Raw genomic sequence first — 18,768 nt, forward strand, 5'->3', positions numbered from 1 at the left:
CGAACCGATCCCGATGTCCGACGACGACCGCGTCCCCACAGCGGCACCTCCGGCCGCGGGGGCACTGGGTCGGGTGACGATCGCGACGCTCGTCGCGGCTGCCTCCGGCTACCTCGTACTCCTGCTCGCCGCACGACATCTCGGCGCGGCGGGCTACGCGGTGTTCGCCGTCTTCTGGGCCGCCTACGGCATGGTGACCGGCGCGCAGAACGGGCAGCTGCAGGAAACCACCCGCTCGGTACGCGCCGCCGTCGACGGACACGTCGCCACCGCCGCCCGCCCCTGGCTGGTCAACACCACGATCGGGGTGATCCTGGGCGCACTGGTCGCGGCGACCTCGCCACTGTGGAGTGGGCACGTGTTCACCGAGCATCGCTGGCTGTCGGTGCTGCTGCTGTCGATCGGGGTGGCGTCGTTCGCCGTCTACGCACATCTCGCCGGCGCCCTGTCGGGGTCGGTGTCCTGGGGCGCGTTCGCCACACTGCTGTCCGTCGACGCACTGATCCGGCTCGTCGGCGCCGTCCTCGCGGTCGCCGTCGGCGCCGACGTCACGGCGTTCCTGATCATCACCGTCATCGGTTCGGTGTCGTGGATGCTGCTCCTGCTGACCTCGACGACCGCACGGCGCGCGATCGGCCTCCCCGGAGACGTCGGATCGCGGCGACTCGCCACCAACACGGTCACCGCCATGGCCGCGGCAGCCGCGAGTGCCGTCCTCGTGATGGGCTTCCCGGTGCTCATCAACGCGACGGCCGGGCGGTCCGCCGAATCCGCGACCGTCGGGGCGGTGGTCCTGGCCGTCACCCTCACCCGGGCGCCGCTGCTGGTGCCGCTGAACAGTTTTCAGGGCGTGCTGATCACCCGTTTCGTCGACGGCCGCGACCACCTCGCAGCCGCGCTGCGCAGTCCCGCCGCGGCCGTGGTGGTCATCGGGATCGCCGGTTCCGGCCTCGCCTGGCTGATCGGACCGTGGTTGATGACGACGGTCTTCGGTGCCGACTTCCGGTTACCGGGCGCGACGCTGGCGGCGCTGACGATGGGGGCGACGGTGCTCGCGCTGCTGACCGTGACCGGCGCCGCGGCGATCGCCGTGGGTGCCCATCGCTGGTACGCGGCGGGCTGGTGGTGCGCGACCATCGCCTCGGTCGCGCTACTGCTGGTCCCGGTCGGAGTCCAAGGCCGCGTCGCGCTCGCCCTGGCCGGCGGTCCCGTCGTCGGGATGCTGGTTCACGCGGTCGCGTTGGGCCGACGCAACACCGTCCCCACGGTCGCCGCCACCCGCGATTGAGCGTGATGCAGGCGCGACGTCGCGTGTAGCCGGGCGGCCCGGGCGGCTCGAGGCCACCCACGCTGTGCGCATCGTCGGGCCTCGGCGCCGAAGAACGCGTTCTCCTCCGCGAACCGCCGGCCGTCGACGGCCTGCACCGAACTCACCGACGCGTCGTGCCGGCGATATCGGAAAACGACCGTGGGGTCGTGGACGAGGGAGCCGCCGTCGGCAGCCAGGTCGACGAGCAGTGCGAGGTCGAGAACGATTTCGAGACTCGGACGGAAGCCCACCTCCCGGACGGGCGCGGTGCGCCACAGCAACGACGGGAAGTAGGTCCAATTCCCGTGGTAGAGGCTGGTCGCCATCGACTCTCCGGCAAGCACGACAGGTGTCCCCGGGTGTGTGCTCGGCGTCAGAACGGACTTGATCCGATCGCCCAGCGGTCGCACGACGCGGTCGCGGTCGTCGATGACCTCGACGCCGGGCGCCACGACCGAGGCGTCCGGATGCGCGGTCGCCAGTGCCCGGACGGTGCCCAGATAGTCCGGCAGCATCACGTCGTCGCAGCCCATCACCACGAAGTGGTCGGCCTCGACGAGTTCGACGCATCGTCGGAAATTGCCGTTGACCCCGAGATTGGTCGTGTTGCGGCGATAGTGCACCCGCGGATCGGTGAGCGACTCGAGCCAGATGCGCGGCTCCGGATCGGGAAAGCAGTCGTCGACGACGACGAGTCGCAGGTCGCCGTCGCGCTGACCCAGCACGCTGGACACGGCCTGCCGGAACTGCGCGACATCACCGTAGAACGGCATCATCACGTCGATCGGCACGCGACCAGGGTAGGTCATGGCCGCGACGGCCTCGGCTAGGGTTACCGTCATGACCTCGGGCTCCACCAGCAACGATGACGTGTGGCTGGTCATACCCGTCTTCAACGAGGCCGAGGTGATCCGGGACGTGGTGAGCGCGGCCGCGCGCACCTTCCCGAACATCGTGTGCGTCGACGACGGCAGTCGGGACGGGTCGTCGGCCGAGATCCGTGCCGCGGCGGCCTCCGCCGACGGCATCCGCCTCGTCCGCCATCCGGTCAACCTCGGTCAGGGAGCCGCGATCCAGACCGGCGTCGAGTACGCACGCGCACAGCCGAACGCCCGCTTCTTCGTCACGTTCGACGCCGACGGTCAGCACCGCGTCGAGGACGTCGTCGCGATGGTCGATCGGCTGCGGAGCGAGCCGGTCGACATCGTCGTCGGCACCCGGTTCGCCGAGGGACGCAGCGAATCGGTGCCACTGGTCCGACGAATGGCGTTGCGCACCATCGTGTTCCTCAGTCCTCGTACACGTCGACTCGGATTGACCGACGCGCACAACGGGTTACGTGCCTTCAACCGGACCGTCGCCGACGACCTCGACCTGATGATGAGCGGGATGAGTCACGCCTCCGAGTTCGTCGCGCTCATCGACCACTATCACTGGCGCGTCACCGAACAGCCGGTGACGATCCTCTACACCGACTACTCACGAGCCAAGGGGCAGTCCCTGATCAACGGCGTGAACATCGTCGCCGACGGTCTGCTGCACGGCCGTATGAGGAAGTGAGCCCGATGATCTGGTTGCAGATCCTGGCGATTCTGGGCGTGTTCGCCCTGGTCGCGTTCTTCATCGTCCACCGCGGGACCGCCCGAGCGTCGGCCGGGGTGAAGCTGCTGTTCGTCGCCTTCGTGGTGTTCGGTGTGTACGCGATGCTGCGACAGGACGACGTGACGTGGGTGGCCAACAAGATCGGCATCCAGCGTGGCCTCGATCTGGTGCTGTTCCTGCTGGTGATCGCCTTCGCCTTCACCACCGTCTCCACCTACCTGCGCTTCCGCGAACTCGAGATCAAGTACGCGCGGCTGGCGCGGGCGATCGCCCTGCAGAATGCGGAGAATCAGTCGCCTGAGCAGCGGTGATCTCGATACGTCCTCGGCTGGCGCCTCGGACTACTCGATCAGCGGGCGGGGCGAGCCGCCCCCCCGCTGGTCGAGTAGCCACGTGCGAGCGCAGCGAGCCCGAGGCGTATCGAGACCACCCGAGTAGCCCCACTGCTGGTCGAGTAGCCGGCGAGCTTGCGAGCCGTGCCCCACTGCTGGTCGAGTAGCCGGCGAGCTTGCGAGCCGTGCCCCACTGCTGGTCGAGTAGCCGGCGAGCTTGCGAGCCGTGCCCCACTGCTGGTCGAGTAGCCGGCGAGCTTGCGAGCCGGCGTATCGAGACCACCCAGCTACTCAGCCACCGGACCGGACGCCAACCCTCGCAGGTACCCGGTGACGTCGTCGAACATCGGTAGCAGGCCGGACTCCCGCGCTTCGGTCAATCCCGGTGCGGCGGTGTCCTTCGCGGACAGTTCGTACTCCAGCGGTGCGCCGTCGCGGGCCGTCGTCGGCCAGTCGATGCCGAGTTCGGGGTCGAGCGGATTGATGCCGTGTTCGGCGGTGGGGTTGTAGCCGGTCGAGCACAGGTAGGTGACGGTAGAGCCGTCGGCGAGGGCGCAGAAGGCGTGGCCGAGTCCTTCGGAGAGGTAGACGGCGCGGCGGTCGAGGTCGTCGAGCAGGACGGTGTCGTAGGTGCCGAACGTGGGTGAGCCGACGCGGATGTCGACGATGACGTCGAGAATCGCCCCGGATGGGCAGGTGACGTATTTGGCCTGCCCGGGTGGGACGTCGGCGAAGTGCACACCCCGCAGCACACCGGCGGCCGAGACCGAGAGGTTGACCTGGGCGAGGTCGAGGCGGTGGCCGATGGCCTCGGCGAGCAGGTCACCCTTGAACACCTCGGCGAACAGGCCGCGGTCGTCGCCGTGCTGGACCGGGGTGATCTCCCAGGCACCGTCGATCGCCAATGGACGCAACTGCATTCAGAAGCCCTTCCCTCGTTCGAGCAGCTCCAGGAGATAGTCCCCGTAGCCCGACTTGCGCAGCTTCTCCGCGCGGGCGGCCAGCTCGGCGTCGTCGATGAAACCACGGCGCCAGGCGATCTCCTCGGGCACGGCGATCTTGAGACCCTGCCGCTGCTCGACGGTCCGCACGAAGTTGCCGGCGTCGAGCAATGAATCGAAGGTTCCGGTGTCGAGCCACGCGGTACCCCGCGGGAGGACCTGCACGGCCAACTTGCCGCGATCCAGGTAGTGCGCGTTGATGTCGGTGATCTCGTATTCACCTCGGGCACTGGGTTTCAGGTCACGGGCGATCTGCACGACGTCGTTGTCATAGAAGTACAGACCGGGCACGGCGTAGTTGGAGCGCGGGTGATCTGGCTTCTCCTGCAACGCAACCGCCGTCCCGGTCTCGTCGAAGTCGACGACCCCGTACGCCGACGGATCCGCCACCCAGTAGGCGAAGATCGCTCCCCCGTCGACGTTCTCGAACCCCTGCAGGCGACTGCCCAGCCCGGGACCGTAGAAGATGTTGTCGCCCAACACGAGTGCGACTGAATCGTTGCCGATGTGATCGGCACCCAGAACGAATGCCTGCGCCAGCCCGTCCGGCGACTGCTGCGTCACATAGCTGATGGTGATCCCGAACTGGCTGCCGTCGCCGAGCAGCGCACGGAACGCAGCACTGTCGTGGGGCGTCGTGATGATCAGCACGTCGCGGATGCCCGCCAGCATCAGCGTGGAGAGCGGGTAGTAGATCATCGGCTTGTCGTACACCGGAACCAGTTGCTTGCTGACGCCCTGCGTGATCGGGTGCAGGCGCGTACCGGTCCCGCCGGCAAGGATGATTCCGCGCATGTGAGACACAATAGTGTGGGCGCGGTCGGCGAACATCACCTGCACGCGTCGTTCGCCCAGCGAAAGGACACTTCCATGCGCGTTCTGGTCACCGGTGGTGCCGGTTTCATCGGCGCCAACTTCGTGTTGCGTACGCTTGATCAGCGTCCCGACGTCGAGGTGACGGTGCTGGACAAGCTCACTTATGCGGCCAATCCGGTGACGTTGGCGCCGGTGGCCGAGCGGATCGATCTGGTCAAGGGCGATATCGCCGACACCGATCTGGTCGATGAGTTGGTCGCGGCGACTGATCTGGTGGTGCATTTCGCGGCGGAGTCGCACAACGACAACTCGCTGGCCGACCCGTCGTCGTTCGTGCAGACCAATCTGGTGGGCACCTTTGCCCTGTTGGAGGCGGTGCGTCGGCATGGTGTGCGCTATCACCACATCAGTACCGATGAGGTGTACGGCGATCTCGACCTCGATGATCCGGCGCGGTTCACCGAGGCCAGCGCCTACAACCCGTCGAGTCCGTACAGCTCGACCAAGGCCGGCAGCGATCTGCTGGTGCGGGCGTGGGTGCGTTCGTTCGGGGTGGCCGCGACGATCTCGAACTGCTCCAACAACTATGGGCCGTATCAGCACATCGAGAAGTTCATTCCGCGGCAGATCACCAACGTGCTGTCGGGGGTGCGGCCCAAACTCTACGGCGATGGCCTCAATGTGCGGGACTGGATTCATGTCGATGACCACAACGATGCGGTGTGGACCATCATCGACAAGGGGCGGATCGGGGAGACGTATCTGATCGGCGCCGACGGTGAGGAGACCAACCGCAGCGTGGTCGAAACGATCTTGGAGGTGTTGGGGCAGCCGGCCGATGCGTTCGACTTCGTCACTGACCGTCCCGGCCATGACCGCCGGTATGCCATCGACTCGACGCGGCTGCGCAGCGAGTTGGGTTGGCGCCCACAGTATGTGGACTTCCGGTCCGGGTTGTCGGCGACCATCGACTGGTACCGCGACAACACCGACTGGTGGCAGCCGCACAAGCAGGCCGTCGAGCAGGGCTACGCAACGACGGAGAAGGTCATCGGCTGACCCTTCGTGACGCTCGCGAGCTCGCTCCTCAGGGATCGAGTAACGCTCGCGAGGCGGGTCCACCCCCGACCCCTGAGGAGCCGCCGAGCTCGCGAGGCGGCGTCACGAAGGGGCCCTACTCCGGCAGCGGCACCACCCTGTCGAGGAAGTCGACCTGATCGGCGACGACCTCCTCGAACGCCTCCCCGCGATAGATGTCGAAATGTCCCTGCGGGTAGCGGATGAACTGCGTGGTCGGACCCTGCCGCGCGAACCGGACCGTCTGGCGCGGCGGCGCCACGGTGTCGCGGTCGCACACGCATACGAGCACCGGGCAGGTGATGTGCTGCAACGCCCGCCCGGGCCGATGGAACGGGATGCTGAGACCGATTCGTGCGGCCACCTCGTTGGTGAAGGGTTGCCCGTCGGGGATCAGCGGAAGGTATCCCCGCACCACGTCCGGCGCGGTCATCAACGCCGCCTCGTGACCTTCCCCCGCCAGTCCGACCGTCACCGGTGTGCGCCCCAGCACCGACGACGCGAGGTCGGCGACGGCACGCGACGTCACCTTCAGCGCCGACACCGGGTCGAGGGCGAGCGTCGAGGCGAGGCCGTCGGTGAACGGGCACTGCGCGATGACGGCCGCGACGTGGTTATCGCGCGCACCGGCGACCATGACGTGACCACCGCCGAACGACGTCCCCCACAGCACCACGCGGCCACGATCGACCTCGGGCACCGACCTCGCATACGCGATCGCCGCGGCCCAGTCCTCCAGCTGACGCTTGATCGACAGGAGCTGACGCGGCCGGCCGTCGCTGGCACCGAAGTGCCGATAATCGAACACCAGGCAGGCATAGCCGGCGTCGCAGAACCGCTCGGCGAAGGCGTCGAGCCGCATCTCCTTGACGGCACCCAGACCGTGCGCCATCACGATGATCGGCGCGGGGTGCGGGGACTCCGGCAGGTACAGCCAGCCTCGACACGCGGCTCGGCGCGCTCCACTCCCGGCGTCACCTGAGAGGAATTCCACGTCTGCCCGCGACACACGCCGACCGTATCCCGAGTCGATGAGGTCGACAACACACAGGCACCCGACGGCGAACACCCAGGCGCGTTGCCTACCGTGGTGGCCATGCGCGTACTCGTCAGCGGTGGTGCCGGCTACATCGGCTCACACACCGTCATCCGTCTCGCCGACGCCGGTCACGACGTCGTGGTCGTCGACGACTTCAGCAATGCCAAGCCGACCGTCGTCGGACGACTCGAGGCGCTGACCGGCCGGCCCGTCACGGTCCACTCCTTCGATCTCACCGACGTCGACAAGACCGAGCACCTGTTCAGTCACGAGCCGATCGATGCGGTCATCCACTTCGCCGGCTTCAAGGCGGTCGGCGAATCGGTCACCAAGCCGCTCGACTACTACCAGAACAACCTCGACAGCACGTTCTCCCTGCTGCGCGCGATGGGCCGCCACGACGTCCGCACGCTGGTGTTCTCGTCGTCGGCGACCGTCTACGGCGCGGAACCGTCGCTGCCGATGACCGAGGATCTGCCGACGTCGGCGACCAACCCGTATGGGTGGACGAAGGTCATGATCGAGCAGATCCTCACCGACGTCGCGGCGAGCGACGACCGGTGGCGGATCGCCGCCCTGCGCTACTTCAACCCGGTCGGCGCGCACGCCAGCGGCGACATCGGCGAGGACCCGAGCGGCATCCCCAACAACTTGATGCCCTTCGTCGCACAGGTGGCCGTCGGACGCCGCGAGAAGCTCTCGGTGTTCGGCGACGACTACGACACCCCCGACGGCACCGGCGTGCGCGACTACATCCACGTCGACGATCTCGCCGCGGGTCACGTGGCGGCACTCGACCGCATCAGCCATGCCGACGACCCGATGTCGATCTGGAATCTCGGTACCGGACAGGGCGTTTCGGTGCTCCAGGTGATCCAGGCGTTCGAACGGGCCAGCGGCCGGCCGATCCCGTACGAGATCGCACCCCGCCGCCCCGGCGACATCGCGGCCTCCTACGCCGACCCGACGAAGGCCAACACCGAACTCGGGTGGCGGGCAACAAAGACCATCGACGACATGTGTGCCGACACCTGGCGCTGGCAGTCGAAGAACCCGAACGGATATCCGGACGCCTGACCAGCATCTCGCTGGCGTCGGACAAACCCGACGGACCGGGCCCACGACGGGATCGGACCACCGATGGGCTCAGCCCTGCGGCGCCAGCACGTCGTCGTCGACGCGATAGATCGTGACGTTGCCCTGCCGGAACACCGGCGTCAGGCCCGGGGCTCCGTGGAGCCGCAGCGCGAGGAACGGGTCGCCCTGCACCCCGTTCTCGGGATCGGGCACCCCGTTCTGGAACGGCCAGTAGCTCGGCGGACTGTCGATGACGTAGTGCACGTTCATGTCCCGCACGATCTGGTCGATGTGTGGGTCGGCGCCGATTGTCGAGACCCCCCAGTACAGATCGCGCTGCCGCTGCGAGAAGTCGTTGGCGCGATAGAACGGGAACAGCGGGGTGAGTCCGGTGACCGGGTAGATCCAGCCCGTGCCCTGGTCGAGATTGTTGAGAATCAGTGAATCCCGGGCACCCGGTTGGCCTTCCAGCCAGTGGTACGCGGCGAGGTCGTCGGGCCCGATGTACTTGCCGCCCCGCTCCTTCGACGCGATCTGGGCGTCGGCTGGATAACGCACCACCCCGGCTCCCGCGACCAGGATCAGCAGGACCGCGACCGCCGCGGGCATCGCCCATCGCGCCCGCCCCGCGTCCGACGACGACCACCCGCTGACAAGCCGCGCCACCGCGAGCGCGACGACCCCGAGCGCGAGACCCGCAGCCGCCGCGGAGAACATCGCGACGACGAAAGTCAGTCGGTGGGGCGAATTGTAGAAGTATCCCCCGATCGCACCGAGCGGATACGAGAGCGGTCCGAGCGCGACCACCGAGTTCGCGGCGACGAGAACGAAGACGACCCAGCCGGCCAGACCTGCCCAACAACGCATCCAGGCGAGCACACCGAGTCCGAGCAGGGTGAGGATGATCAAACCCCACAGGGGATAGTGCTGCTCGAGCGGGATCGTGCCGTTGAAGGCGGCCTGCCCCAGTCCCTTCAGAACCCCGATGCCCTCCTCGCGGAAATCGAAGAAGGGCAGTTCGTTGGTGTCGGCGACCGAGATCGTCCCGTAGACGACCGGCGCGATACCGACCACCGTGATCCCGCCGGTGACGATGAGCGTCAGCAGGTCGGCCAGGCGTCCGTACGCCGGACGCCACAGACCTTCGAGCAGCCACCACAGCACCACGATGACGCCCGCGAGGATGAGACCCGACGGATGTGTCGCGGTCGCGCCGGACAGTGCGACAGCCGCGGGCAGGACCCGTCGTCGGTCACGAACCGCGCTGATGACCAGGATCGCGGCGATCGGCGCGATCGAGACCCCGACCGCGTTGGGCACCGACGTCAGCTGCACCTCGACATACGGCAGCGACGGGAACAGCGCCGAGACCGCGGCCGCCGCCCCGGCGAGCACCGCCGACCGATTCGCGTCGAAGCGGTGACGGGCGAACCAATAGGCCAGCGACGCGACGCCGAACGGCACGGTGATCGCGAGAACGGCGGGCGAGTACGTGTTGTAGAGCTCGACCGGATTCGCACCGGTGAGCGGCATGATCACCGCGCCAAGCGCGTGCCAGGTGTTCGGGTAGTAGTTGAAGCCGTGGGTGTCGTAGTTCATCAGCTCACCCATGCGCAGCGCCGAGCCGACCCCGGTCTCGTGAATCCACTGCAGCGAGCTCGCGTGCCACAGCGAGTCCCACACTTGCGAGATGTTGTTCAACCCGGCGAACGCGGTGTTGACCAGCGGACGGATGCAGGTGATCGCGATGATGACCGCCCCGACGAGCACCCCACCGATCAGGGCGAGCGTCGCGCGCCGATCGAGCGGCGGGTCGTCGGGAGTCGGGTCGGGCGTGAACCCACGCAATCGTCGGGTGCTGAGCACCGCCGCGTACGCCCAGCCTGCGAGCAGGGTCAGGACCACCGCCAGCAGCGCCGTCACGGCGTTCCACTCGAAACCGATCGCCGAATAGAGCACCGTGAACACGCTGACGATGGCGAAGGTGATCGGTGGTCCCGCCGCGATCGCGACCGGCCATGGCAACGTCATCCGCCGTCCGACCAGGGCACCGGGCACCACCAGCACCAGGGCCGTCACCACGGTGACCCACGCCCCCAGCATCATCGCCCGTAACCTCCCGCATCCTCACGAATCACGATGAGGTTACCGGTCGAGCACCTCGCCACGTCCGAGCGCATCGCCCACCGGCGACATCGTCGCGACCGCGATCCGACGATCCGCGCGGTGCCCGACGACGACCACGGCCAGGCAGACCGCAGCAGCGACCACTCCCGCACCGAACATCCACGGATAGGTGACGGCAGTGAAGGTCTCCGAGATCCAGGCGAGTACTGCCGGGATCGCGAATCCCAGGTAGGTGACGCTGTAGAACACCGCGGTCAGACCGGCGAGGTTCGACTCATCAGCGATCCGCTGCACCTCCAGCAGTCCGGCGATCATCGCCATGCCGTACCCGCACCCGAGGACCACGGCCGCCACCAGCGACAACCAGATCGTTAGCTGCATCGCCGCCCCGGCGGCGAGCGCCATACCCACGGCCAGCACGACCAGCGCCAGCACCGGCCCACGGGCACTGTCCGGGTCGTCGAGGCGACGGCCCAGCGACTGGATCCCGAAACCCGCACCCAACCCGAGCACGCAGCACAGCGAGGCGAACGCGATCGGCGCGCCCGCCGTCCGCGCCGACATCAGCGCAGGGATGATCGCGTACGCCGACGCGGCCGCACCGAACACCCACGGCGCCACCGGAACCACAACCGACAGGAACCGCCGGTGACCGACACCGCGGATGCGCAGATCGTCGACGAGCCGCCCGCCGACGGTCCGACGCTCGCGGGTCTCCGGGGCGCGGCCCAGTGCCACCAGCGCCACCGCCGCGAGTGCGATGTTCACCGCGTACGGGGTCACCGTCGGCCACGGTCCCCACTGCGCGAGCACGCCGGCGAGTCCGGCGCCGACACCGAAACCGGCGGTCAAGCTCATCGCCGCACGACGCGCACCCGCGCCCGGCCGGTCCCCGTCGCGGGCGCTGATCTCGGCGATCCAGCTGCCGCCGACCGCCATCGACAACCCCAGCGCGACACCACTGGCGATGCGACCGGCACTCAGCAGTGCCAGCGAATGCGGTCCGACGGCGATCAACAACGAGCCGAGCGCGGCGAACACCGGCGCCGGCAACATCAACGGCCGACGACCCAGCCGGTCTGACAGCGGGCCGCCGATCAACAGTGCCGGGACGATCCCCAGCACGTAGGTGAACAGCAGAGAGTCGACCGCGACCGCCGACAGACCGCCGTCCTGCCGGTACATCACGAGCAGCGGTGTGAACTCGTTGCCACCCCACGCCGCGGTGAACACGGCCAGCGCCACCGGCAACCATCGTCGGTGGCGGGTGAACTCCGTCGGTGTCGCGCGCCGGGTCGTCGTGAGACTCATCGTCGACCTCCCATCGTCGGACCCGGATCACGCAGGTCGTGCACGCCGGCCAGATGCACGACGAGCGCGGCGGCGAAGGCGTTCGCATCGCCGCGCTCGATGTCGGCGAGCAGAGCACGATGGTCGTCGAGGATGCGGGACGCGACCGCGGTGTTGCGATGGACGCTCGAGGTCGTCATCCGCCGATGCCGCTCCCCGAGGCTCACGTAGAAATCGGCGAGGAGCGGATTGTCGCCGGCCGACACGATCAACTGATGGAACTCGACGTCGAGGCGCGAGAACTCGGCCAGATCGTCGGGATCCACCGCAGAGTGGGCGGCGAGGTTGTCATCCAACTGCCGCACGAGAACCGCTCGATCGGCGGCATGGCCGACGATGCCGCGCACGGCATGCTCCTCGAGCAGCGCACGCGCCTCGACGACATCACGGGCCTCACGCTCGGAGATAGGCACCACGAGCGCACCGCGCTTCGGGTACAGACGCATCCACCCCTCGGCCTCCAGGCGAAGGAATGCCTCGCGCACCGGGGTCCGGCTGACCTCGCAGCGGGTGGCCACATCGCCCTCGCTGATCAGCTCACCGCCGGCAATCCCGTTTGTGAGGATTTGCCCTTTGACCTCGCGATATACGCGTTCAGCAGCCGATTCACCGCTTGTGGACAACATAGACACAAGTTGCATCTTATCAACCCGAACGATCAATCGGGGGGCACCTTGATCCGGCCGCTCAGGCGGTGCGACACTGATCGGGTTCCGCGCCCAGGTTCACCTCTCGTCAGGACGCGGTGGTTCGTGGTTCGGCCGGAGGGCAACCCCATCCAGAGGCCCCCGAGACCAGCAGATGTAGGGGCGCCCCACTGACGTGGCGCCACCGTCGACACCCGGTGATCGATGCGGGTTATCAGGAGGAGAACCGTGGCCAGCACGGCAGACAACGCCCACACCCACAAGGCGGGTGCCCCGTTCAACGAACCGACGATCGACGAGTTGCCGATCACCGACGAAGAGATCTTCATGGCCCACGTCGGTGGGAAGCTCTCCGTCGAGTTGCGGGCACCGATCGACACCCAGCGCGATCTGTCGATCGCCTACACCCCGGGTGTGGCCCAGGTGTCCCGCGCGATCGACAGCGAGACCCACCTCGTGAACAAGTACACCTGGACCGATCGCCTGGTCGCGGTGGTCAGCGACGGATCGGCGGTGCTCGGCCTCGGCGACATCGGCCCGCGCGCGTCGTTGCCGGTGATGGAGGGCAAGTCGGCGCTGTTCCGCACCTTTGCCGGACTCAACTCGATCCCGATCGTGCTCGACACCAACGATCCCGACGAGATCGTCGAGACGCTGATCCGTCTTCGGCCCAGCTTCGGTGCGGTCAACCTCGAGGACATCTCGGCGCCACGCTGTTTCGAGATCGAGCGGCGCGTCATCGAGGCGCTCGACTGCCCGGTCATGCACGACGATCAGCACGGCACCGCCATCGTCGTGCTCGCGGCCCTCAAAGGTGCGCTGCGACTGCTCGATCGCGATGCCCCCGACCTCAAGGTCGTCATCTCCGGAGCTGGTGCGGCCGGCGTCGCCTGTGCGAACATCCTTCTCGCGTCCGGCGTTCCGGACGTCATCGTCCTCGATTCGCGGGGCATCGTCAGCGCCGACCGCGCCGACCTCAACGAGGTCAAGCAGGACCTCGCCGCTCGCACCAATCCCCGCGCGCTCTCCGGCGGGGCGGCCGAGGCGATGGCAGGCGCAGACGTGTTCATCGGGGTGTCCGCGGGCACCATCGCCGAGGAATTCGTCGCGTCGATGAACACCGACCCGATCGTGTTCGCGCTGTCGAATCCGGATCCGGAGATCCACCCGACCGTGGCCGAGAAGTACGCCGCCGTCGTCGCCACCGGACGCAGCGACTTCCCCAATCAGATCAACAACGTGCTCGCGTTCCCCGGCGTGTTCGCCGGCGCTCTCGACGCCGGCGCCCGCCGCATCACCGAGGGCATGAAACTGGCTGCGGCCGAAGCGATCTTCTCCGTCGTCGCCGACGACCTGCGCGCGGACCGGATCGTCCCGAGCCCGCTCGACAAGCGCGTCGCACCGGCCGTCGCCGCCGCTGTCGCGGCAGCGGCGCAGGCGGAGGGCATCGCCTGATCTCGGATTTCAGGGCAATAGTCCGCGGCTCGCGCGGACTATTGCCCTGAATCGGTTGTCAGTCCCGGTTCTGCCAGGTGCAGAGGCAGATCTCGTTGCCCTCGACGTCGGCGAGCACCCACCATTCCGGCGCGAACTCGTCGGTGACCAGCGTGCCGCCCGCATCGACGGCTGCGGCGATGCGTTCGTCGACGACGTCGTGCGGCACCCACAGGTCTACGTGCATGCGACTGCGCTGCGGTCGGGGTTCGTCCATCTGCTGGAACCACACCCCGGGCAGGATTCCGGCGGGATCGGTCAGGTCGATGTGCGGGTTGTCGGGTTCGTCCCGATAGCCGAGAACGGCCAGCCAGAACGGACGGATGGCGGCGATGTCGAGCGCGTCGATCGCGAGGTCGAAACGTGCGGGTGGGGCGGGCAACGGCTCGAGGTCCAGATCGGCGGCGATCCCGGCGATCGCGTTGGCCAGTGCGACATCGGCTTCGGTCAGGGTCTTCGCACTGTGCGTCGTGAGCGCGAGATGCACTGAGCCATAACGCAGGTCGATGTCCGGATGATGCTGGACGGCCTCCGCGGCATCGATGATCTTCGCGACGAACTCTCCGCCCTTGACCATGCCGCCGGTCTTGTACGCGGCGTACACGGTGTCGGCGAGAACGCGCCACGGTTCGGAGAGGGCTTCGGTGGCTTGTGCACCGCTGACAGGTGTTCCAGTGGATCCGGTCATGATTCGACCCTACGACCGCACGCGCGATCTGGGTACCCTACTGATGTGCTGCTGCCGGCCCGGATCGCCCAGGGTGTCGCGGACGGGACGGTCGACCTGGCCTTCCGCCGATGGAAGGCTGCTCGCGTCACGGTGGGCTCCACGTTCATCAGCTCGGCCGGCGTCGTCGAGATCGTCTCGCTCGAGCAGATCCATCCCGCCGACATCTCCGACGACGACGCCCGGCGCGCCGGATTCGATTCGGCCGAGCAAGCCGTCACCCGGCTCCGGGCGCCCGGCACCCGAAACCCATCGGGCGGATCGCCCACAGACCAGGCCGATCCGGTGTTCCGGATCGGCCTGCGTCACGCAGGACCGGACCCGCGGATCGCCCTGCGCGCCGACGACGACCTCTCCGACGACGACATCGCCGATCTGCGGCTTCGGCTCTCCCGTCTCGACGGCCGGTCGTCGCACGGTCCGTGGACCCGGTCGGTGCTCGACGTCATCGCCCGCCGACCAGCCGTCGTGTCCACCGAACTGGCAGCCGAATTGGGCAGGGAACGGCCTGATTTCAAGCTCGACGTCCGCAAGCTGAAGAAGCTGGGGCTGACGCGCAGCCTGGACGTGGGTTACGAACTGTCGCCGCGGGGTCGCGCACTGCTCGCGAAGCTCGATGAGCCGGGCGCCGACGGCGCATAATCTACGCATGCCCAGCCCGCCGCCGGCGCGTCACCTGCTGCGCGCCAAGGACCTCGTCGACGCCCGCTTCGCCGAGCCGCTGACCGTCGACGACATGGCCTCTGCCGCAGGCTTATCGCGCGCACATTTCAGCCGGGCATTCGCGGCCACCTTCGGCGAGTCGCCGCACGCCTATCTCCAGACCCGCCGGCTCGAACGCGCGGCCGCGATGCTGCGCACCACGGACCGATCGGTCGCCGACATCTGCATGAGTGTCGGCCTGTCGAGCGTCGGTTCGTTCACCACGAGCTTCAGCAGGGCCTTCGGCACGACCCCGACGGCCTACCGTGCCTCCTTCCCGCCGGCCCGGGCCTTCGTGCCCGTGCCGACGTGCGTGATGCGTCTGTTCACCCGGCCGGCACCGACCACGCGTACCGACAAGACAGCACAGGGGAAGAAGAGCGTCGGCCCTCCGGACTCGTAGCGTGGATGTCACCACACACGATGAGGCGCGACGAGTGCCGAAACGGAAAGGTGAACACCATGATTCGTATCGCGAGTGCGCAACTCTGGGTCCACGACCAGGATGCTGCGCTGGACTTCTGGACGAGCCGGGTCGGCATGGAGATCCGGCAGGACGTCAGCTTTCCGGAGATGGGCGGATTCCGGTGGCTCACCGTCGGCCCGCCGGGACAAGAGGATGTGTCCATCGTCCTGATGGCGATCCCCGGGCCCCCGATGATCGATGCGGGAACGCAGGGCGAGATCGCCGCGCTCACCGCCAAGGGTTTCGCCGGGACGGTCTTCCTCACCACCGACGACTGCCAGGCATCCCACGATGAACTCGTCTCGCGCGGGGTCGAGTTCACCGAGGCCCCAGAGCAGCGCCCCTACGGAATCGACGCCGGTTTCCGTGATCCGTCGGGGAACAGCGTGCGCCTCACGCAGTTGGCACCGGACCTCGCGTCTGCCTGACTGACGCAGCGGGGTGCCGGGGCGGAATGTTCTCGACCGGCAGATCAACCGGGCCCACGCGGCGCACAATGACCGGATGAGGCAGACGTCCCGGCGGTTCGGATTGATCAGCTGCGTTGTCGTGGTCGCGGCGATGGCAACCGGTGTCCTGACAGGTACGGCGTCCGCGGCGCCGTACCCCGTGACGACCGATGTCAACACCGCCATCGCCTCCGGCTTCAGCCGCCCGGCGACAACGGCTCCCCCGGGGTCGAACCGCGCAGACTGCCGGGATCGCAACGGTCGCGATCCGGTGATCCTCCTGCACGGGACCGCACTGAACCAGGACGCCAACCTCGCCTATCTCGCCCCGACACTGGCCAACGCCGGCTACTGCGTCTTCAGCCTGACCTACGGCCAGACGAGTTGGAGCGGCAATGTCGGCGGTCTGGGCGACAAGGACCGCTCGGCCCGACAGGCCGCGGCGCTCATGGACCGCGTGCTCGCCGCCACCCACGCCCGAAAGGTCGACTTCGTCGGGCACTCGCAGGGCGGCGCGATCGCACAATTGGTGAGCCAGCTACCCGGACGTGCCCAGCACATCGACGCGATCATCGGGTTGTCGGCGCCCAACCGCGGGTTCTCGCGGACCGGGAACATCACCGACCGCCTGCCCGCCGCCGCACGGGAGCCCGGCGAGAACGACTGGGGACCACGACACGCGAACATCCGCTACGTGAATCTCGCGACGGCCTTCGACGAGATCGTCACCCCCTGGCAGAACTCGCTGATGACTGCCGGTGACAACGTCACGAACACCCGGGTTCAGGACGTGTGCCCGACCTCGCAGATCGGGCACCTCGGCATGGCGTTCTCCCCGACGGTCGCCGCGCTCGTGCGCAGCAGCCTCGATCCCGGCCATCGGGTGCCCATTCCCTGCGGCGACGACTACCCGGGCTGACCGTCGACGACCGGTTTGGAGCGGCGCGGCACCCCTCGCTACACTCGTGAGCGCTGCCGCGCGCAGCACGCCGCCCTAGCTCAGTCGGTAGAGCAATTCACTCGTAATGAATAGGTCAGGGGTTCGATTCCCCTGGGCGGCTCCACGAAGACGCAGGCCGTCACGGGGAGGCACACGCCAACTGTCGCCGACCGAGTGTTAGGTTCACCTAAGTACCGTCGAACCTGACCGGAGGCCACGCATGACGTCCGCATCCCCCCGCACCCGATGGTGGGCCACCGCCCTGCTGAGCGCGGTCGTTCTCGTGCTCGCGGCCTGCGGCGGCGCAGACACCGGCGACACCGCGGCGCAGACGCGGACCATCGACACACCCGCCGGTCAGGTGGAGGTGCCCGTGCACCCCGAGCGGGTGGTCGCCACCCACAACATCGGTACCCAGCCACTCCTCGACCTCGGCATCGTCCCGGTCGGGATCGCGAAGGTGCCGCCGTCGATCGTCATCCCCGAGTACGCCAAGAAGTTGCAGGATGTACCGGTCGTCGCGAACGGCGAGAACATCAACGTGGAGAAGATCCTCGAGCTGAAGCCCGATCTGATCCTCGCGCACAGCAACACCGACAGCGGCGTTCTGGATCAGATGCGGAGTGTGGCGCCGGTGGTCCTTGTACCGATCGAGGGTGAGCTCCGCAGCGATTGGCAGAAGCGCGTCGGGATCATCGCCGACGCGGTCAACCGGCCGGAACAGAAGAAGCAACTCGACGCCGATCTCGCACGTCACGCCGAGGCCGTCGCCACCGCGCGAGCCGACACGCTGCGGACCGCGCGCGTGAACTTCCTGGACTCGTTCGACGACGCCGACTTCTGGGCCTACGGGCCCGAGTCCATGGTCGGGAAGATCCTCACCGCGGCCGGGGCTCAGTTCGCGCCGTCGGCGACGACGATGACCGCCACCCGCGGTCCCGGAGAGGCGCAGCTCTCCCGCGAGAAGCTCGGCGACCACGTGGACGGTTCGCTCATCCTCTACAGCTCGACGATGAGCGATCCGGTCAAGCCGTTCGGGAAGGTCGCGTCGGTGGTCGACTCCCCGTTCGTCGCCGACTCCGCGGCCGGGCGGGCCGGCAATGTCCAACCCGGCGGGTACGGCCTGGTCAGCAACTACGGTCAGGCCAACGACATCCTCGACCGCTTCGACTCGGCGCTGGCGCAGTACCGCACCCCGTGACACCTGCGGACCCGCGAACGCAGATCGGGTCCGCCACGACCTCCCTATAGTGGAGGCAGGACCACCGGTCAGCGGCGGAGCCGATGGGCGGGGGCCCGGCGGCGACACCGGATGGCTCGACCCGATTGCCCACCACCCGATCTCCCACAACGCGGATCGCCCACCACGAGGAGCAGACGATGTCGGACTTCATCAACAAGATCAGGGACGAGGCGAAGGCCGTGTCCGCCGCGATCGACCAGGAGCTCACCGTGCTCGAGGGCGTCGACGGCTATGACGCACTCCGCGACGACGAGTCGTCGGCAGACAATGACTCCGCCGGCGGCAACGGCGACAGCGACAGCGACGACGACACCGACGACGGCAGCGACGACACCGAGGGCGGCGGAACGCCGACGAAGTAGTTCACCGG

At 68.0% G+C, this 18,768-nt stretch carries 20 protein-coding genes and 1 tRNA gene; 13 read left to right on the plus strand and 8 right to left on the minus strand.

The window, feature by feature from the left end:
- Nucleotides 1-13 precede the first annotated feature (13 nt).
- Nucleotides 14-1,288, plus strand: a complete 1,275-nt coding sequence (locus EEB19_RS15145) for a lipopolysaccharide biosynthesis protein (RefSeq protein WP_187587660.1) — start codon at nt 14-16, stop codon at nt 1,286-1,288.
- On the opposite strand, the gene EEB19_RS15150 is transcribed toward EEB19_RS15145, so the two are convergent.
- A complete protein-coding gene (locus EEB19_RS15150; protein ID WP_187587773.1) occupies nt 1,228-2,100 on the minus strand; it encodes a glycosyltransferase family 2 protein in 873 nt (290 codons plus the stop codon). The genes EEB19_RS15145 and EEB19_RS15150 overlap by 61 nt on opposite strands.
- Before the next feature lie 49 nt (nt 2,101-2,149).
- Here EEB19_RS15150 and EEB19_RS15155 point away from each other — a divergent pair, with 49 nt between their 5' ends.
- Together EEB19_RS15155 and EEB19_RS15160 are read left to right on the plus strand one after the other, a co-directional pair.
- Nucleotides 2,150-2,869, plus strand: coding sequence for a glycosyltransferase family 2 protein (locus EEB19_RS15155; RefSeq protein WP_187587662.1), 720 nt, complete (start codon nt 2,150-2,152; stop codon nt 2,867-2,869).
- 5 nt (nt 2,870-2,874) lie between these two features.
- Entirely contained in the window at nt 2,875-3,222 is a 348-nt protein-coding gene (locus tag EEB19_RS15160) for a DUF2304 domain-containing protein (protein WP_187587664.1), read from the plus strand.
- Between the two features lie 308 nt (nt 3,223-3,530).
- Here EEB19_RS15160 and EEB19_RS15165 read toward each other — a convergent pair whose 3' ends face one another.
- Together EEB19_RS15165 and rfbA are read right to left on the minus strand one after the other, a co-directional pair.
- Entirely contained in the window at nt 3,531-4,163 is a 633-nt protein-coding gene (locus EEB19_RS15165) for a dTDP-4-dehydrorhamnose 3,5-epimerase family protein (protein WP_187587666.1), read from the minus strand.
- Complete coding sequence (gene rfbA / locus EEB19_RS15170) at nt 4,164-5,039, minus strand: glucose-1-phosphate thymidylyltransferase RfbA (protein WP_187587668.1); 876 nt, start codon at nt 5,037-5,039, stop codon at nt 4,164-4,166.
- 75 nt (nt 5,040-5,114) lie between these two features.
- Between rfbA and rfbB the strand changes: the two genes are divergently transcribed.
- A complete protein-coding gene (rfbB, locus tag EEB19_RS15175; RefSeq protein ID WP_187587670.1) occupies nt 5,115-6,119 on the plus strand; it encodes a dTDP-glucose 4,6-dehydratase in 1,005 nt (334 codons plus the stop codon).
- Nucleotides 6,120-6,234: 115 nt separating this feature from the next.
- On the opposite strand, the gene EEB19_RS15180 is transcribed toward rfbB, so the two are convergent.
- Nucleotides 6,235-7,071: an alpha/beta hydrolase gene (locus tag EEB19_RS15180; RefSeq protein ID WP_262365692.1), complete on the minus strand. Its 837-nt coding sequence runs from the start codon at nt 7,069-7,071 to the stop codon at nt 6,235-6,237.
- Between the two features lie 162 nt (nt 7,072-7,233).
- Here EEB19_RS15180 and galE point away from each other — a divergent pair, with 162 nt between their 5' ends.
- Nucleotides 7,234-8,253, plus strand: coding sequence for a UDP-glucose 4-epimerase GalE (galE, locus tag EEB19_RS15185; protein ID WP_187587672.1), 1,020 nt, complete (start codon nt 7,234-7,236; stop codon nt 8,251-8,253).
- Between the two features lie 69 nt (nt 8,254-8,322).
- Here the strand turns inward: galE and EEB19_RS15190 are convergent, their stop codons facing one another.
- From EEB19_RS15190 to EEB19_RS15200, 3 genes are read right to left on the minus strand one after another with little or no spacing between them, the layout of a single operon-like run.
- Nucleotides 8,323-10,359 (minus strand): DUF6541 family protein, encoded by a 2,037-nt coding sequence (locus EEB19_RS15190; RefSeq protein ID WP_187587674.1) that lies wholly within the window; start codon nt 10,357-10,359, stop codon nt 8,323-8,325.
- A gap of 39 nt (nt 10,360-10,398) precedes the next feature.
- Nucleotides 10,399-11,691 (minus strand): MFS transporter, encoded by a 1,293-nt coding sequence (locus EEB19_RS15195; RefSeq protein WP_187587677.1) that lies wholly within the window; start codon nt 11,689-11,691, stop codon nt 10,399-10,401.
- The gene (locus EEB19_RS15200) at nt 11,688-12,356 is read right to left on the minus strand and encodes a GntR family transcriptional regulator (RefSeq protein WP_187587679.1); all 669 of its coding nucleotides are present in this window, start codon (nt 12,354-12,356) and stop codon (nt 11,688-11,690) included. Before EEB19_RS15200 ends, EEB19_RS15195 begins: the two co-directional genes overlap by 4 nt.
- Nucleotides 12,357-12,605: 249 nt before the next feature.
- On the opposite strand from EEB19_RS15200, the gene EEB19_RS15205 reads away from it, so the two are divergent.
- Entirely contained in the window at nt 12,606-13,832 is a 1,227-nt protein-coding gene (locus EEB19_RS15205) for an NADP-dependent malic enzyme (RefSeq protein ID WP_262365689.1), read from the plus strand.
- A 58-nt stretch (nt 13,833-13,890) separates the two neighbouring features.
- Here EEB19_RS15205 and EEB19_RS15210 read toward each other — a convergent pair whose 3' ends face one another.
- Nucleotides 13,891-14,559: a VOC family protein gene (locus EEB19_RS15210; RefSeq protein ID WP_187587683.1), complete on the minus strand. Its 669-nt coding sequence runs from the start codon at nt 14,557-14,559 to the stop codon at nt 13,891-13,893.
- A gap of 45 nt (nt 14,560-14,604) precedes the next feature.
- Here EEB19_RS15210 and EEB19_RS15215 point away from each other — a divergent pair, with 45 nt between their 5' ends.
- From EEB19_RS15215 to EEB19_RS15245, 7 genes are all read left to right on the plus strand, one after another.
- Nucleotides 14,605-15,240 carry a hypothetical protein gene (locus EEB19_RS15215; RefSeq protein ID WP_187587685.1) on the plus strand — a complete coding sequence of 212 codons (636 nt, stop codon included), beginning with the start codon at nt 14,605-14,607 and terminating at the stop codon, nt 15,238-15,240.
- Between the two features lie 7 nt (nt 15,241-15,247).
- Nucleotides 15,248-15,703 (plus strand): helix-turn-helix domain-containing protein, encoded by a 456-nt coding sequence (locus tag EEB19_RS15220; RefSeq protein ID WP_187587687.1) that lies wholly within the window; start codon nt 15,248-15,250, stop codon nt 15,701-15,703.
- A 59-nt stretch (nt 15,704-15,762) separates the two neighbouring features.
- On the plus strand, nt 15,763-16,194 hold the full coding sequence (locus tag EEB19_RS15225) for a VOC family protein (RefSeq protein WP_187587689.1): 432 nt from the start codon (nt 15,763-15,765) through the stop codon (nt 16,192-16,194).
- A gap of 133 nt (nt 16,195-16,327) precedes the next feature.
- A complete protein-coding gene (locus EEB19_RS15230) occupies nt 16,328-17,134 on the plus strand; it encodes a triacylglycerol lipase (RefSeq protein WP_262365693.1) in 807 nt (268 codons plus the stop codon).
- A 69-nt stretch (nt 17,135-17,203) separates the two neighbouring features.
- Nucleotides 17,204-17,279: transfer RNA gene (locus EEB19_RS15235), tRNA-Thr, on the plus strand.
- Between the two features lie 96 nt (nt 17,280-17,375).
- On the plus strand, nt 17,376-18,356 hold the full coding sequence (locus EEB19_RS15240; RefSeq protein ID WP_187587693.1) for an ABC transporter substrate-binding protein: 981 nt from the start codon (nt 17,376-17,378) through the stop codon (nt 18,354-18,356).
- A 179-nt stretch (nt 18,357-18,535) separates the two neighbouring features.
- On the plus strand, nt 18,536-18,760 hold the full coding sequence (locus tag EEB19_RS15245) for a hypothetical protein (RefSeq protein ID WP_187587695.1): 225 nt from the start codon (nt 18,536-18,538) through the stop codon (nt 18,758-18,760).
- Nucleotides 18,761-18,768: the final 8 nt, after the last annotated feature.

Origin of the sequence: Gordonia sp. OPL2 (assembly GCF_003797825.1) — a bacterium.
Lineage (GTDB): Bacteria > Actinomycetota > Actinomycetes > Mycobacteriales > Mycobacteriaceae > Gordonia.